Genomic DNA, 16,267 nt, shown 5'->3' on the forward strand with positions numbered 1-16,267 from the left:
TTTCTGTTTGCATATACTGGTTTTAAACCATATTCTATGGCCTGTTTTCTGTATAGTTCATACATGACTTTGATATGGTTGAATACAAAGCGTGCGCTGCCCATGTTAAATTCTAATATATTCTGTTGCTCTTTATTCGGATATATTCTATATTTATAGGATTTGGTCACAGTTTTCATCGTTTTTATCTAATTCTGGTTTCATTATTTATTATAATTATGTTTTCACAGCATTTAACCCTTTGATTTAAGTATTAATCTGAAAATTCATCTAATGACTTAAAATAAGTCATAGTACTCTTTCAGAAATTAGATAAACATCAAATGTACGGTATTTCCTTATCAGATGTATTACAGCCATAAGATATAACCCATAGAAAAGAATAAGAGAATCCTTTCCACTTAATAGATTAATCATATCAGTTCCTAAAACCATTTTATTTCCTCAAATCAGGTCTTTAAGCTTATATTTTTATTTTAATAAGAATTTTCAATATTTATCATTTTTATTTAAAACTTATATAACTGCTTTTTGAACATATTAGAATAATTGATATTTAAATTAAATGTTTTATCAACAGCTTTAAAAAATCATTTATGCACCGATAAAAATTTATTAAGCTGGAACATAAATAAAACATGGTGGTAGTTATGAAAAAAACCATGGAAAATTTGGCAAAGGCATTTATTGGCGAAAGTCAGGCAAGAAACAGGTACACATTGTACTCTAAAGTAGCTAAAAAGGAAGGATATATGCAGCTATCAGACATTTTTCTGATTACTGCAGATAATGAACGAGAACATGCTAAATGGCTAATGAAAATGATCAACGAGTTAAAAGCTGGCCAGGCAATTGATGAAATTATGGTAGATGCAGCAGCACCAGTAGTCTATGGAACAACTGTAGAAAACATTAAAGCAGCTATTGCCGGAGAACATTATGAAAATACAGAGATGTATCCGGGATTTGCTGACTTGGCAGAAGAAGAAGGTTTAATTGATATTGCTGACAGATTAAGGGCGATAGCACACGCAGAAGTCCACCACGAAGATAGATACACCAAAATATTAGAACAGATAGAAGCCGGTACTTTATGGAAAAAAGATGAAGACGTTGAATGGAGCTGCAGAAAATGCGGACATATTTTTTATGGAACTGAACCTCCAGAAAAATGTCCATCATGCGATCATTCATATGAATACTTTGAAATTAGGTGTGAGAGGTACTGAGTCTCATGACCGAAGATAGACATGTTTACAGGTGTAATATCTGTGGAAACATAATTGAAATTCTGCACCCTGGTGTGGGGAAATTAGTGTGCTGCAATAATGAAATGCAGTTACTTGAAGAAAAAAGAGAAGGTACAGGCACTGAAAAACATGTTCCAGTAATAGAAGAAATTGAAAACGGAATAAAAGTAAAAATAGGTATATTCCCCCACCCCATGGAAGAAAATCACTGTATTGAATGGATAGAAGTAGCTACTGAAGACCAGATTTATAGAAAAGTACTTAAACCAGGCGATAAACCTGAAGCAGAATTCAAAATAGATATAAAAGATCTAAAAGAAGTAAACGCCAGAGAATACTGCAGTGTTCACAGCTTATGGATATCTTAAACCTTTTAATTTTAAAAGTGTTGCTTTTAATTTATTTTTAAATTTTTAGATTTTTGAAATTCATGGTTTAAATTCAATTTTCTCCTTATTTTTCATTTTTTAAGTTTTCGTAAAAATTTTTAAGTAACAAAGTTATATCTAATTTAACCAGGTAAAAGTGAAAAATATGAAAAATAAAATTATCCCTTTAATTGTACTTATGCTTGTTGTGGCTCTTTCTGGCTGTATTCAGTCAGATGCAAACAGAATAAATGAGCTTTCACCTGCAATAAACAATCATCTGAAAAATGGAGATAATTATTTTAATAAAGCAGCATCTGATTTAAATAAATATTCTTTTAATGGTACAGCCAGTAACTGCAATAGTGCGTTATCTGAGTTCAATTCAGCCAAAATTTATGCAGTACAGGGCTTAAACTATGCTCAAAACTCTAAAGACAGTGTTTTAATAGAATATATGCAACTTACTGTTTCAGAAATTGATGCAAGGATCAATGCAACATTAGAACTTCAACAGGCCATCAATTATCTTCAAAATAAGGATAATATTAACGGTAATCCTCATGTTATTCAGGCCAACACCTATATGGATGTTTCAAAGGAATATAAAACTAAGAAAGATAATCTGGTGAACCAAAATCCTTCTAAATTTAAACAGAGTTAAGTACAAAACTCTAAAAACTGGATTTAACGCATTTAATGGATTTTTAAAATCAGAAGTTTAATTAATCATACACTGTAAGAAGGTTATTATCAGTTCTTATTTTGAGGTATATCTATGAATAAAATTTGTTTAGAATGTAAAGGTAAAGGTTATAAGGTCATAAGCTACAGGATCTGCGAGAGCTGTCATGGAAGCGGCTTTAAAAGTCAACTTGACGTAAAAAAACATGTGAAAGGAATTTCAAAGGGTGCGATGGAGAGATTTGACCTTGAAGAAGAGCAGGACGTGCCCTGTGGGGTATGTAAGGGTAAGGGAGAGGTAGAGGTAACTGAAAAGTGCAAAGTATGTGCGGGTAAAGGCGAAATTAACCAGTGCAGAAAATGCGGTAAGGAAATCGAATCTGGAGATTACTGCAAAGACTGTGAAGTTAAAAATAAGGTCTATATACTGCACCCTTCCTGTGATATAGATGATCTGGAAATTGGTTCAGATTATAAAGGAAAAGTCACAAGGACTGAAAACTGGGGAATATTCATAAGCCTTTCAAAAAAAGTTTTTGGACTGCTTAGAGGACGGAATCTTGGGTTCAACGCTGGCGATGATTTAATTGTAAAAGTAATTGACATAAAAAAGGGTAAAGGCGGTAAAGACGAAGTTGACCTTGCAAAGTCCAGTATTAAAGATAAATATGAGCTGGTTAAGCTCAGGAAAAGCATTGCAAGAACTTTAATTGGAGATATAACCACTGATTACGTTAAAAAATCTGTTAGAGTTGTGGGGGAGATAATCCAGATCCAGCAGACCTCAGGCCCTACAATATTCACTATTTCAGATGAAACTTCAACCACATGGGCTGCGGCATTTGATGAACCTGGAATAAGAGTTTATCCTCATATCAACATAGGGGACATTGTGGAAGTGCTTGGTGAAGTTAATATTCACAGCGGTAAAATTCAAATTGAGTCTGAATCCATTGAAAAACTCCATGGTAAAGAGGCTATTGAAGCAAGAAGGTTGATTGATGAGGCGATCGATAAAAAAGCAGAGCCTGAAACTACAGAACTGATGGTTGAAAGTGAAACTCTTAATAAATTAAGGGAGAGGATGCGTCTTGCAGCAAAAGCCATTAAAAGGGCAATTTTTGACGGCAGGTCAATTCTTGTAAGACACCATGCAGATGCAGATGGTATATGCGCCGGAGTTGCAATGGAGAAAGCTGTTATCCCTCTTATACGAGATATAAATCCTGGAAGCGATGCTGAATGGCATTTCTTTAAGAGAGCTCCAAGTAAAGCTCCATTTTATGAAATAGAAGATGTTGTAAAAGATCTTTCTTTTGCACTTGAAGATATGGAACGTCACGGTCAAAAATTGCCTCTAATAGTTCTTTTAGACAATGGCTCAACTGAAGAAGACATACTGGCACTTATAAAGGCTAAAATTTATGATATTGAAATTGTGGTTATAGATCACCACTACCCCGGGGAAGTGGAAGAGGAAAGGGTAGCTGTAGACGATTATGTGGATGTGCATGTAAATCCTTACCTTGTAGGTGGAAACTCGGAGATCACAGCAGGTGCACTTTCATTTGAAGTTGCTAAGATGATAAACCCTGAAGTTAAAGAGCATTTAATGCATTTACCCGGAATTGCAGCTGTAGGAGACCATGCAAGTTCAGATGAAGCTCAAAAATATATAGAAATCGCTGATTCAAAGGGCTATTCACGTGAAGATCTTGAAAAAATTGCAACAGTAATTGACTTTGAAGCATTTTACCTGAGATTTATGAATGGTAGAGGTATAATAGATACCATACTGGGCCTTGGAAACCTGGATAAGCATTCAAAACTGGTTGAAGCTCTTTATAATGAATCAGAAAAGAGAGTTAAAAACCAGCTTAGGGCTGCACTTCCAAACCTGAAGACTCAAAAACTTCCTAATGGGGTTATATTCAGTGTTTTAGATGTTGAAAAATACGCACATAAGTTTACATATCCTGCACCAGGTAAAACTACCGGCTATGTTCATGATACCATGGTTAAAAAGTATGGAGAAGAAATTCCTATTGTTACTCTTGCATACGGGCCTGATTTTGGAGTTATAAGAGCTACAGATGCTGTTAACGAAATGTTTGGGTTTAATTTAAACACCATTATAACAAAATTGGTTGGTGAAATTCCTGAGGCTGGAATTGACGGCGGTGGCCATGAGTGTGCTGGATCACTCAAATTTGTTGAGGGATTATCAAAAAGGGTGCTTGGAGCATTTGCTGGTGAAATTGCAGCTCTTGGAAAATAATTAAACCTAATTTTAATTTCTAAACAGAGTTTTTAATAGCTAATTTCTCTACATGTGGGTGCTTAATTCCAGTTTATATGATTTTGGCTCTTTATTTCCACTGTATTCAATTTCAAAATCCTTAACTTCTCCTGGTTGAATGTTATACAGTTTAATAGAGCTTGAATTTAAATTAATTCCCTTTTCATCAAAAAAATCTATGTTTATTAAAAAATATCTGATTTCCAGAGGTCCATGGTTTTTAACCTGTCCTTCGACCCTCCAGTTACCAAGCACCGGCTTTGTCATTTGATGGTTTAGTATTTTAAGACTTTCATTTGATGGATTTGCATCTTGAAGTATTGTACGAACATTTTTTTGATCATTAGCTACGCTGAAGTTATCGTTTACATTAATTAATCCTAAAATTCCAAGTGCTACAATTAAACTCAATCCGAGAGAACAAAGAAGCGTTACACTATTCAGATTAACACGTCCTTCTAAATAAGTAATAATATTATATCAATAATTATATTAATACTTTGTTATTTAATCTGTATTACAAAGGTAAGGAATGGAAACTTGGAGTTCTCTTGCAACTTAAAACCTGACCAGAAATAAGCGTTCAAAGTCTAAAAGTATCGTCTGGTGAATGCGTCAAAAAACTATTTAACCTGGCAAAAAAAATAAAAAAAAGAGTCATGTAAAAAAGTTATCTGCAGGAGGTTATGTAATGAAATCAAGTAAATTATTGAATATAATGACATATTTAGTAAATAAGGCTGTATTTCAAGTAATTGGAAGAAATTCACGGACACTTTCCAGATTGTCGGCTAAATATATTGTGGATTATCTTCATTCTCAAAATATGGTTGATAAAAATAATTTAACCGAAAAATCGGTAAAAAGAGTGTTCATTGAAGATTTAGGGCTTTGCGACGATTTAATTTATTCTAAAAATGATGGGCTGGCAGTTTTAGAGGTAAAAAATCCAGTACTACGTGAAAGTATCGTGGCATTAAATAAAGAAAATATACCCATTACTGTTGCTCCATGTATTGTCTATGTTTACTTGATTAATGATATAGAGAACCACAAAGCATCATTTCAAAAAGTAGAATATGATAAAGAAAATAACAACACAAAATGGACATTTAAAATAATGTGCTGATAAACTATTTATTCTATATGCTTCATTTTGTATATAAGTAAACTTATGTTTTGGATTTTAGCATTCTAACAAAATATCCCCTAATTTTTGCTAAATCAGATTTGATTCCATCGCAAAAAAGGTTGTTCACACATATCGTATGACTTTAACAGGTTAAAATAAGTTCAAGATGATTTAAAATGGAATTTGAAAATTATGATCCAAATGTTCGAATTTTACCAGATATTTGCATTTTAATATCTCACACCCTATCAAGATTAATAGATTTAGAGATTTTAGAAGGATTTGAGATAATAATTCCAGACTCAATCGAATATATAGTTCAGATTTTATGCGAAGAACGTTTACAGGCCGGATTTTATAATGAATTAGATAAATTAAAAAAATTAGAAGAAGAGAGAAAAATAGATATCCTCTACTGCAGTTATGAAATGCCTGAGATAAAAAGTAGAAAAGAACTTATAGCTCGTGAAGATGATTTAATTTTAGAAATTGCAGTAATAACCAATTCTATACTTTTAACTTCAGATAAAGGCTTAAGGGATAAGGCTGCATCTGTCAAACAGCCGGTTATTTATTTTCCAGCTAAATATCAAAAGAAAATTAAAGATATTTCCTGTGATTTTAAATGAATTCATTTTTTTGTTGCTAACTGATATACCATCACTTTATCAATATGGAAGCCATCCAGATCCATAATTTCAAATTGCAGATCATTCCATTTGAATTTATATGCAGTTTCCGGTATTTCACCAAGATATGTCATTATAAACCCGGCTAAAGTTTGATAGTTGCTTGTATCTTCATCTGGTAATTCTTTAATTTTAAAAATTGATTTAAATTCTTCAATATTAATTGAACCATCTATAAGGTAGCTTCCATCCGCACGTTTAAATATCTTCTTTTCTTCCAGTTCTTCTGGAGGTAAATCTCCAACTATGGCTTCTAAGATATCATATAAAGTGACTAAACCTTCTACATCACCATATTCGTCAACTACAAGTGCCATATGCACATTTTCTGCAGATTCTTTAAATAACTTCAAAACATTGAGGGCATATGAACTTTCAGGTACTATTAAAGGTTCTTTAAGATGTTTTTTAATGTTAAATTCCTTTTCTTCACTTTTTGCTTTAAAAAGATCCTTAGCCTTAACCACTCCCATGAAATTATCCAGATACCCATCACTTACTGGAAAGACAGACTTTCTGGTTTCAAATATCAGATTTAAAAGTTCCTCTTCGGAGCTGTTGATGTCAAGCCAGGTGATTTCTGTTTTAGGAGTCATTAGGCTATTTATTTTACGGTTATCAAGGTCAAATACCCGTTTAATAATGTCTTCTTCGGTTTTTTCAAATTCTCCTGTTCTTCTACCTTCTTCAATAAGCATCCTGATCTCATCTTCAGCAACTACTTCTTCTTTCGGTTTTTTGATACCTAAAATTTTAAGTACTATTTCCAGTGATTCGCTTAGAAAATAAACAACAGGTTTTGTGATGTTAGATAATATTTTCATTGGTTTTGCTATTTTAACCGCAACCCTTTCAGGATTATCAATAGCAATCCTTTTAGGAACCAGCTCTCCAATAATCAAAGACAGGTAAGTAATAAATAACACCACAGTGAAAACGCTTATAAAATCACTGTAAGGCCTTAAAAGTTCAAACTGGTCTATGTAATTTTCTAAACTTAGCGCAATGGTTGCTCCACCAAACGCACCAGCAACTATTCCAATGAGCGTTATTCCAATTTGTATTGTTGATAAAAACTGATTGGGAGAATCAATAAGTTCAAGTACAATATCTGCACCTTTAATCCCTTCTTTACGCATTTTTTGAAGCTTCATCTTTCTGGAAGAGACAACTGCAATTTCAGACATTGCCAGAATACCGTTTAAAACAACAAGAATTAAAATAACCAAAAGTTCCAAATATATGTTCTGCATTTTTAATTTCCTCAGTCTTTTAGCTGTAATTTAATTTATAATTTCTTTTTATGCTTATATGTGAATATGTCCATAATATTAAATTTCAATTATATTATTCATTTAAATTCTTGGTGTGTAGTTTTTTTAATTAAAATCCTGTTAGGTCAATACAATCATGAATATTAGCTGATTTTTTATTATTATATATCTAATATATAAATTTATAAAAAAAGATTTGTTGAAAATATAGCAGTTTTTAGATTTAATTTTCATAATAAAGTTCACATTTTTTTAAATTTCAATTTTCTTTAATTTCCCTGTAAAAATCACAGAGATCATTTAGAGGACATTCTTCATGTCTTGGCCCAATAGGCCTGCAGATATCCTGTCCAAACCGCACAAATTTCAAATTTAAATCTATCCAGTACTCCTCAGGAACAATTTTTGCAAGTTCAGATTCTGTTTCATCAGGATTTCTGGTATGAACAAGACCTAAACGGTTAGAAATTCTATGAACATGCACATCCACTGGAATGGCATTTTTTCCAAATCCATAAACTATAACACAGTTAGCAGTTTTCCTTCCAACGCCTGGAAGTCCCAGAAGCTCTTCAATGTCATCTGGAACTATGTCCCTGTAATCTCTGTGAATAATCCGGGAAACTTCCTTGATTCTCTTTGCTTTTACCCTGTAAAAACCCGCTTTTTTAATTAATTTCTCGATTTTTTCATCTGGTGCATTTGCAATTTCTTCAGGAGTTTTATATGCGTTAAAAAGAGCAGCAGCAGCCTGATCAGTGTTTTCATCACGAGTACGGTGTGAGAGAATAGTTGTGATAAGCACCCTGAATGGGTCCTGATTTTTTGGAGGATCTGCGGCGTATTTAGCAAGCCTATCCATTATCAATTTGATTTTCTTTTGAATTGGAGTCACCTTTCCATCTTTTGCAAATAGCCGGGCAAAGAGTGTAAAACTCACAAAAATCACATTTCCATCTGTTTGAATCTCCAACAGATGCTGGTTCTCTTTTTCCAGACCAGTATTCCAGTGCCCATTTCATTCCTCTTTTGAAAAATCTCTCATCAAATTTAAAAGTTTCATGACAGACTTCATTAAGGCTTTTTTGATTTATGTATACTATTTCAATGGTTTTAGATAAATCAGGGAGTTTGGCAGCTTTTTTAAGCACTTTTTTGATCAAATTTCCAATTGAAAGAAGAGTCCCATGTTCTTCAGTAATGTTTAGGCTTTTCATGTATTCTTCGCTTAAAATCAATTCATTAAAATCATTTTCTATTAAATCAACACCATAAGCTGTCCAGAAGTCGCCCATTTCAATTTCCCTGTTTATCATTGAATTTAGCCCGTACCAGTAGATCATTGCCTGCATCCTGTCCCTGAGTATCTGCTGTGATGATGGAGGATTCAAGCTTTTTCTGGTTTTTATTTCAACTACCTGTGTCTTATTGACTTTGGTTTGTTTATCTCCATGAATTTCTGTTTCTTCAATTTTTTTAATTTCATCAACTATCCCCCTTAAAAATACAGCGTTGAATCTGGATAAAATAGGAAGCTCACGGGTTAACCCTTCCTTTTCAAATAGTTCCAGACCTACAAGGATGTTATGTAAATTAGAATGCAGTTTATCTCCCGGCGTTTTAATTTCAACAACTATTTCATCAAGAACTTCCAAAAAACGGTCTTTATGTATTTCGCTACCCATTTCTTTTTCTGGTGTGGAAACTTCACCGTATTTACGTCTTAAATCCACAGCCATTTCACACCAGAATTGGCTGGCAATTGTTGATGATCCTAAAACAATGGGATACATTTTTTATTAGTTTTAAAATTAATTTTTCATGATTTTTAGAAGTTCTTCCAGTCCATCATGTATTCCTTCACCGCTTAAAGCCACTGTGGGAATAAGCTTTGTACTGCTTTTAATGTGTTCAGATTCAGGAATACCTGGAGAAATATCCTGTTTATTTGCAAAAATCACATAGGGAATGCTGCTGCTATTTAATTTATCTAATATATCTGCATCTGTAGCTGTAACTCCAACTGAGCTATCAATTACAACGATAGCGCCATCTAAACCATTTGATAATATTTCACGCATGAATCTGAATCTTTCATGTCCAGGGGTGGCGAATATATGTATTCTCTCACCGTCAATTACTGTATTTCCATAATCAAGTGCAACAGTTGTACCGTTATGCTCAACCTTTGTTACCCTTTCATTTTTTCTCTGAAGGAGGTTTTCAATTGTTGTTGTTTTTCCAGAATCTGCTGATCCTAAGATTACAATTTTTACTTCATTTTTTCGCATCATTTCATCACTTCCTGGTTTTAACTTTATTTATGTACTTCTATTTTACATCCCAGTTTTTTCATAGCATCAGGGAAATCAGGGAAAGACACGTTGTAGACTGACGCATTTTCTATCTTAACGCCGCCAACCTTCAAACCTACAAGTGAAAGTGCCATCACCAGGCGATGGTCCCCGTGTGATTTTACAACCCCTCCTTTAGCCCCACCCTTAATTATAAGGCCGTCATGTTCTTCTTTTAAGGAAACTCCAAGTTTGGATAGTTCAACTGCACAGGTATGAATTCTATCAGTTTCTTTAAACCTTGCATGTTCCACATTTGTAATCCTTGTTTCACCTTCTGAAATTGCTCCAAGAGCAGATACAGTTGGCAGAAGGTCTGGTGCATTTTCAAGGCTTACGTCGATACCTTGAAGTTCTCCATGTCCATGTATTGCAACTTCATCTTTTTTAAACTTAACCTCTGCACCCATTTCCTTAACAATATCAAGAATCTGTTTATCTCCCTGTTTTGAGTCTTTAAAAACGTTTTTAACCAGAACTTCACCTTCAAGAGCTGCCGCAGCCCCTATTATGTAAGAAGCAGATGAAAAATCACCTTCAATGGTATAATCCCTTCCTTTGTAGCTTTGATTTTCCACATGGAAAGAATTGTTCTTTTTGTCGTAATCAACATTAACCCTGAATTTTTCCATAACGTCTGTTGTCATGTCCACATATGGTTTTGAGATGAAATTTCCCTTAATATTAATGTCAACGGGATTTTCTGCATATGGAGAAGCTATAAGAAGTGAAGAAATGAACTGGGAACTAACATCACCCTTTATATCAGTTTTCCCTCCTTTAAACCCGCCTTTAATGCATATTGGTGCTTTACCATTATTCCTTGTTGAAAAAACAGTGACAGAAAGACCATGAAGTGCGTCAAGTAAATCCTGCATAGGCCTTGTCCTTAAAGAACTATCTCCAGTTAAAACAGTGTAACCAGGTGCAAGGGAGGCTACTGAAGTCATTATTCTGAGGGTTGTGCCTGAATTTTTAAGGTCCAGAACATCTTCTGGTGTTTTCAACTTTCCTCCAGTGCCCTGAACAATGCATGATTCTTTTTCCTGTTTTATTTCTGCACCTAATGCTTCACATGCGTTTAAGGAAGCTAATGTATCTTCAGAAAAAAGAGGGTCTTTTAGCAGGGATTCTCCATCTCCAAGCGATGAAATGATAATAGCCCGGTGGGTGTAGCTTTTAGAAGGGGGTGCTTTAATTACTCCTTCTATAGCGTCGGTTTTTTGGATTGTCAGTTCCATTGAATCACTTAAATGATTATTTCAAGCAACCTTTTAAAAAAGGTTGATCAAAACTCTTATGCAATTGATCACTTAAACAATTATTTCAAGTATGGTGTCACTGGCAGTGTGTATCACTTCTACTTTTTCACCAGTTTTGCTCACAGCTTCTTTTTTAACCTCTACATGTTCAGGAGTTATTCTGCTACCTTCAATGATTATTTCCCCTTCTTCACCAAGTAAAGCCGCTGCTTTATCCATATCCTCCAATTGGAGGTATTTTAAAATTTTGGGAACGTCTCCTTTAAATTCAGGCCCTATTTTTGCCATTTGAGGGATGATTTCTGTTACTTTTTCTTTGATATCTGGTTTTCCAAACATTAATTCTATGTTATCTATTCTCATGGTTCCCTTAATATCGTTGATTAAATTTTCTATTTTCTTAGCTATCTCCTCATTTGTATAAATATTCAACGTTTTTATTTGAGCATTTAAAGGCATTTTATTCGATGATTTAAACCTTCTTATTTCTCCTATTAACTCTACTCCTATTTTACCAATCTCTTCTGATGCTTCATCAACAAGTTCAGCTTTGAATTTAGGCCATGAAGTTTTATGGATACTTATTTCTCCCATATATTGATAGATTTCATCTACAAAATGAGGAGTTAAGGGAGCTAAAAGCTTGAGAGATGTTGATATAACTGTTTGGAGAGTGTACTGTACTGCTTCTTTTGATTTTTTAAGCTCATCTCCATAAAGCCTGTATTTAACAGCTTCTATGTACTCATCACAGAAATCATGCCATACAAAGGCATGTATTTTGCCCACAGCATTTGCAAAGTTGTATGAATCTATTGATTCAGTTACATCAGCTACAATCCTGTTTAATTTTGATAAAATCCATTTATCCATAGGATTAAGGTTTTCACATATTTCTTCGCTGCTCATACTTGCCTTGAAGCCTTCTATATGCATATTGATGAATCTAAATGCGTTCCAGAATTTCCTGATGAATTTATAGCCATATTTAACGTCTTTCCATGCAAAGGGAACATCAGAACCAGGAACACTGTTTGCAGCCCAGAGCCTAAGCGCATCTGCACCATAATCTCCTAAAACTGCTTCAGTGGAGATAACATTCCCCCTTGATTTACTCATCTTATGGCCGTCTTCGCCAAATACCATTCCATTAACCACAATTTCATCAAAAGGCCTCTCATTAGTCAATGCTTTACATCTTAAAATTGTGTAAAATGCCCATGTCCTTATAATGTCGTGTCCCTGCGGCCTTAAGGATGCAGGGTAGTAATCTTTAAAACTTTCATCTGGCCAGTCAGCAATAGAAAGAGGGCTTATTGAACTGTCCATCCACGTGTCCAGAACATCAGTTTCTCCAGTAAAATCCCCGTTACCACATTCACACCTTCCTTCTGACCTTTCCTTGGTTGGATCAACAGGTAAGATATCCTCTGTTGCTATATGCACTTTTCCACACTCACTGCAGTACCATACTGGGACAGGGGTTGCAAAAATCCTTTGACGGGATATACACCAGTCCCACTCCATTGCACCGGTCCAGTTCAGGAGCCTTGTTTTCATATGCTCAGGAATCCATTTCATCTCGTCTGTAGCTTCTTTTACACCATATAACATGCTTTTAACATCTACAAACCATTGATTTTTGACCAGTATTTCTACTGGAGTTTTACATCTCCAGCATAATCCCACATTCTGCTCTATTTTTTCCTGTTTTTTAAGGTATCCTTCACTTTGGAGATCTTCAACGATTTTTTCCTTACATTCTTTAATGTTCATGCCAGCATATTTACATGAAACATCTTTCATTATACCTTTTTCATCTAAGGCTTCCACTATATCAAGGTTATACTTATTTACCCATAATACATCTGTTTTATCACCAAAAGTACAGATCATAACAGCACCTGTACCAAATTCAGGATCAACTTCTTCATCGGTTATTATTTCTACATTACGTCCAAAAAGCGGTATTTCAACGCGTTTACCTGCAAGTTTTTTATATCTTTCGTCTTCAGGATGTACAACGACAGCTACACAAGCTGATAGGAGTTCGGGTCTTGTTGTTGCTATCATAAGGCCTTCTTCTCTTTCTTCAACTGGAAATTCTAAAAAGTTCAGATAAGTTTCATTTTCATGATATTCTACTTCTGCAAAGGCTATTGCGGTTTCACACCGTGGACACCAGTTTACAGGGTGAATACCTCTATAGATAAGTCCTTTATCATACATTTTCAAAAATGAGAGCTGGGTTTTTCTCATGTATTCAGGGGTCATGGTTACAAATTCTCTGGACCAGTCCTGGGAAAAACCCAGTGAAATCATCTGTGTTTTCATCTGCTTGATGTTTTTAGCTGTTAAATCAATGCACATTTGCCTGAATTCTTCACGGGAAACATCACCTTTTTTGATCCCATGTATTTCTTCAACTTTAACTTCAGTTGGAAGTCCGTGGCAGTCCCAGCCTTGAGGAAAAAGTACGTTAAAGCCATTCATTCTTTTAAACCTTGCAATTATGTCAATATAGGTCCAGTTAAGAACGTGTCCCATGTGAGTAGCACCAGTAGGGTATGGTGGTGGTGTATCAATTATATAATCTGGTCCTGTTCCATCACCTGTAAACCTGTAAATATCCTCTTTTTGCCATTTATTTTGCCAGTATGTTTCTCTTTTATGATCATAGTCCTTTGAAATATTGATCTTGGTCATCTATTTTCTCCTTTATATATAAATTTAAAACAGTAAAGATTAGTAATTAATATTAGTTAAGTTAATTTGAAGTATAAGTTTAGAAAATTCATAATTTACATTTAAAACCGTAATTTATATTTACAACAATAGTATTTTGATAAAAATATATAAAAACATAGGTTGATTATTTCCTTAAAAACGGTGATATTATCATGGAACTTTTATGGTTTTATATAGCTATAGTTCTTGCAGTAAGTGATGAAGTCCACAGCAAAATAATGTGGAGCATTCTTGCAGATTTTTACATAATACTTGCAGGAATAATTAAAAGAACATTGGCATCTAATATAAAGGTCTGGATAGTCCATGAAGCCCTGGAAGCAATATTTCATTTCATCATCCTTTCCATAGTGTTTTTAAACATTGAAATTGGTGTACTTGCTGCTTTAATCCACATGGTAGTGGATATTTATCACCAGCTTGCAGGGCTTAAAATGACCCATTTACAGCACAGAGCACTGCATTTCACCTTAGAATCAATATTTTTTATACTGATATTTACACCATAGTAATATCATGAACTTTATTTAAAAACTGTTAAAAACTCTCTGGAGGCATAATTATGGATAATGCAGTGAATATTTTGTTAGTAGAAGATAATTCTGCTGATGCACGATTAATAGGGGAAGTTTTCAAAGATACTAATGTAGAAAACAAAATACATATAGTAAAAGATGGCATAGAAGCCATGGATTTTTTAAATAAAAAAAATAGTTATTCCAATGTCCCTAAGCCTGATATTATTTTACTGGATCTTAATTTACCCCGTAAGGATGGTCGTGAAGTTTTAAAGGAAGTTAAGAGTGATGAAGGTTTAAAAAGCATTCCGGTCATAATTTTAACCACATCATGTGCTGAAGAGGATTTAATCAGAACTTACAGAAATTATGCAAATTGTTACATAACTAAACCAGTTGATTTTAATGAGCTTTTGAATGTTATAACAGCAATTGAAGATTTCTGGCTTAAAATTGTTAAACTACCATAATCTGATTAGGAGTTGGTTAAATTAGAGAAGATAAGCTGATAAAGGTTTTAATAATTGAAGACAACCCTCAGGATTTAAGGTTAATAAAAGAGATGTTGGGTGAGGTTAATAATCCTTCATTTGAACTAACCAGTGCTGATAGGCTTGAAAATGGATTAAAAGATCTTTTAAACTATGTTTTTGATATACTGCTCCTTGATTTAAGTCTTCCAGATAGTACTGGGTTAAATACTTTTTTAAGCATCTATGAACAGGCGCCTGAGATACCTGTAGTAATATTAAGCGGATTTGATGATGAAGAAACTGCGGTAATGGCTGTCAGGGAAGGTGCACAGGACTATCTGGTTAAAGGTCAGGTTAACAGCCCCCTGCTTTCAAGGTCAATATCATATGCCATTGAACGTAAATCAATAGAAGATGAACTGATACGACACCGTTACTATTTAAATGAGCTTGTTGAGAAAAGAACTGAAGAACTGGAAGAAGCCAATATCTGTCTTCAAGAGGAGGTAAAAGAAAAGGAAATATTAATTGAGGAAATATACAGGCGAATACAGTTCACTTTACAGATTATCACCGGCATTATGGGCATGACTCCTTCAATTTCCAGTGATGAAGACTTAAATGAGCTGAACATTAAAAGTCAGACCCGAGTAAATGCAATAATGAAACTTAATGAAATTTTAGATGAATCTGAAGATTTTGCACTGGTTAATTTTTACAGATATACAGATGATCTTTTGAAATATTTATTTGACATTTATGGACTCCCTGAAAATCAATTTAAGGCATATTTAGACATGAAAGGAGCATTAATTGACATAAACACGGCAATACCATTAGGAATCATTTTAAATGAGCTTTTATCAGATAAATTAAAGGATCAGTTTGAAGAATGTGTTATTTACATAAGCTTGAAGTCTTATAATGGAAATATAAAGTTAAAAATAAGTTATCATGGTGCCTGTAAAGAGAAAATTAATGATAATGAGGATAAATCACATTTACAGTTAATTGAAGCATTACTTAGACAGTTCAATGGTTCAATAGATCTGGCTGAAGATGAAAGTGAAGTTAATATAATTTTAAATCAGGTAAAGCTATAAATTGAAGGCATAAAGGAGGTGAAAGTAAGAAAAATTAAAAAAGATATTAAACATACCTTCACCTGAGACTTTTAAGTCCTATCTTAACATGAGTTTCACATACAGATAAAATT

At 33.9% G+C, this 16,267-nt stretch carries 17 protein-coding genes; 9 read left to right on the forward strand and 8 right to left on the reverse strand.

Translation table 11 applies throughout. The features are described 5' to 3' along the window. Window positions 1-288: 288 nt before the first annotated feature. Window positions 289-435, reverse strand: coding sequence for a hypothetical protein (locus PQ963_09980; protein MEN4029986.1), 147 nt, complete (start codon window positions 433-435; stop codon window positions 289-291). Between the two features lie 215 nt (window positions 436-650). On the opposite strand from PQ963_09980, the gene PQ963_09985 reads away from it, so the two are divergent. The 4 genes from PQ963_09985 to PQ963_10000 all read left to right on the forward strand — a co-directional run bounded on the left by PQ963_09985 (window position 651) and on the right by PQ963_10000 (window position 4,580). Further along, window positions 651-1,229, forward strand: coding sequence for a rubrerythrin family protein (locus PQ963_09985; protein MEN4029987.1), 579 nt, complete (start codon window positions 651-653; stop codon window positions 1,227-1,229). Window positions 1,230-1,234: 5 nt separating this feature from the next. Then, complete coding sequence (locus PQ963_09990; GenBank protein ID MEN4029988.1) at window positions 1,235-1,618, forward strand: desulfoferrodoxin; 384 nt, start codon at window positions 1,235-1,237, stop codon at window positions 1,616-1,618. 166 nt (window positions 1,619-1,784) lie between these two features. Beyond that, window positions 1,785-2,282, forward strand: a complete 498-nt coding sequence (locus tag PQ963_09995) for a hypothetical protein (GenBank protein MEN4029989.1) — start codon at window positions 1,785-1,787, stop codon at window positions 2,280-2,282. 114 nt (window positions 2,283-2,396) lie between these two features. Beyond that, window positions 2,397-4,580, forward strand: coding sequence for a DHH family phosphoesterase (locus PQ963_10000; protein MEN4029990.1), 2,184 nt, complete (start codon window positions 2,397-2,399; stop codon window positions 4,578-4,580). Window positions 4,581-4,628: 48 nt separating this feature from the next. On the opposite strand, the gene PQ963_10005 is transcribed toward PQ963_10000, so the two are convergent. After that, complete coding sequence (locus tag PQ963_10005) at window positions 4,629-5,012, reverse strand: FxLYD domain-containing protein (protein ID MEN4029991.1); 384 nt, start codon at window positions 5,010-5,012, stop codon at window positions 4,629-4,631. Between the two features lie 280 nt (window positions 5,013-5,292). On the opposite strand from PQ963_10005, the gene PQ963_10010 reads away from it, so the two are divergent. Together PQ963_10010 and PQ963_10015 are read left to right on the forward strand one after the other, a co-directional pair. Beyond that, window positions 5,293-5,730, forward strand: coding sequence for a hypothetical protein (locus PQ963_10010; protein ID MEN4029992.1), 438 nt, complete (start codon window positions 5,293-5,295; stop codon window positions 5,728-5,730). 179 nt (window positions 5,731-5,909) lie between these two features. Beyond that, complete coding sequence (locus PQ963_10015; protein ID MEN4029993.1) at window positions 5,910-6,362, forward strand: hypothetical protein; 453 nt, start codon at window positions 5,910-5,912, stop codon at window positions 6,360-6,362. 2 nt (window positions 6,363-6,364) lie between these two features. On the opposite strand, the gene PQ963_10020 is transcribed toward PQ963_10015, so the two are convergent. From PQ963_10020 to PQ963_10045, 6 genes are all read right to left on the reverse strand, one after another. Beyond that, window positions 6,365-7,675, reverse strand: a complete 1,311-nt coding sequence (locus tag PQ963_10020) for a hemolysin family protein (GenBank protein ID MEN4029994.1) — start codon at window positions 7,673-7,675, stop codon at window positions 6,365-6,367. A gap of 280 nt (window positions 7,676-7,955) precedes the next feature. Then, window positions 7,956-8,558: an endonuclease III gene (nth, locus tag PQ963_10025; GenBank protein ID MEN4029995.1), complete on the reverse strand. Its 603-nt coding sequence runs from the start codon at window positions 8,556-8,558 to the stop codon at window positions 7,956-7,958. After that, window positions 8,551-9,489, reverse strand: a complete 939-nt coding sequence (locus PQ963_10030; GenBank protein MEN4029996.1) for a hypothetical protein — start codon at window positions 9,487-9,489, stop codon at window positions 8,551-8,553. Before PQ963_10030 ends, nth begins: the two co-directional genes overlap by 8 nt. A gap of 18 nt (window positions 9,490-9,507) precedes the next feature. Next, window positions 9,508-9,990: a GTP-binding protein gene (locus PQ963_10035; protein ID MEN4029997.1), complete on the reverse strand. Its 483-nt coding sequence runs from the start codon at window positions 9,988-9,990 to the stop codon at window positions 9,508-9,510. Window positions 9,991-10,013: 23 nt separating this feature from the next. Then, complete coding sequence (gene aroA / locus PQ963_10040; GenBank protein ID MEN4029998.1) at window positions 10,014-11,291, reverse strand: 3-phosphoshikimate 1-carboxyvinyltransferase; 1,278 nt, start codon at window positions 11,289-11,291, stop codon at window positions 10,014-10,016. Between the two features lie 72 nt (window positions 11,292-11,363). Continuing rightward, window positions 11,364-14,018: a valine--tRNA ligase gene (locus PQ963_10045; protein ID MEN4029999.1), complete on the reverse strand. Its 2,655-nt coding sequence runs from the start codon at window positions 14,016-14,018 to the stop codon at window positions 11,364-11,366. A gap of 194 nt (window positions 14,019-14,212) precedes the next feature. On the opposite strand from PQ963_10045, the gene PQ963_10050 reads away from it, so the two are divergent. The 3 genes from PQ963_10050 to PQ963_10060 are packed head-to-tail and all read left to right on the forward strand — an operon-like array spanning window position 14,213 to window position 16,154. Continuing rightward, entirely contained in the window at window positions 14,213-14,569 is a 357-nt protein-coding gene (locus tag PQ963_10050; GenBank protein MEN4030000.1) for a hypothetical protein, read from the forward strand. 53 nt (window positions 14,570-14,622) lie between these two features. Next, entirely contained in the window at window positions 14,623-15,048 is a 426-nt protein-coding gene (locus PQ963_10055; protein ID MEN4030001.1) for a response regulator, read from the forward strand. A 53-nt stretch (window positions 15,049-15,101) separates the two neighbouring features. Then, window positions 15,102-16,154, forward strand: coding sequence for a response regulator (locus tag PQ963_10060; GenBank protein ID MEN4030002.1), 1,053 nt, complete (start codon window positions 15,102-15,104; stop codon window positions 16,152-16,154). Window positions 16,155-16,267: the final 113 nt, after the last annotated feature.

This window comes from Methanobacterium sp. (genome assembly GCA_039666455.1).
Lineage (GTDB): Archaea > Methanobacteriota > Methanobacteria > Methanobacteriales > Methanobacteriaceae > Methanobacterium_D.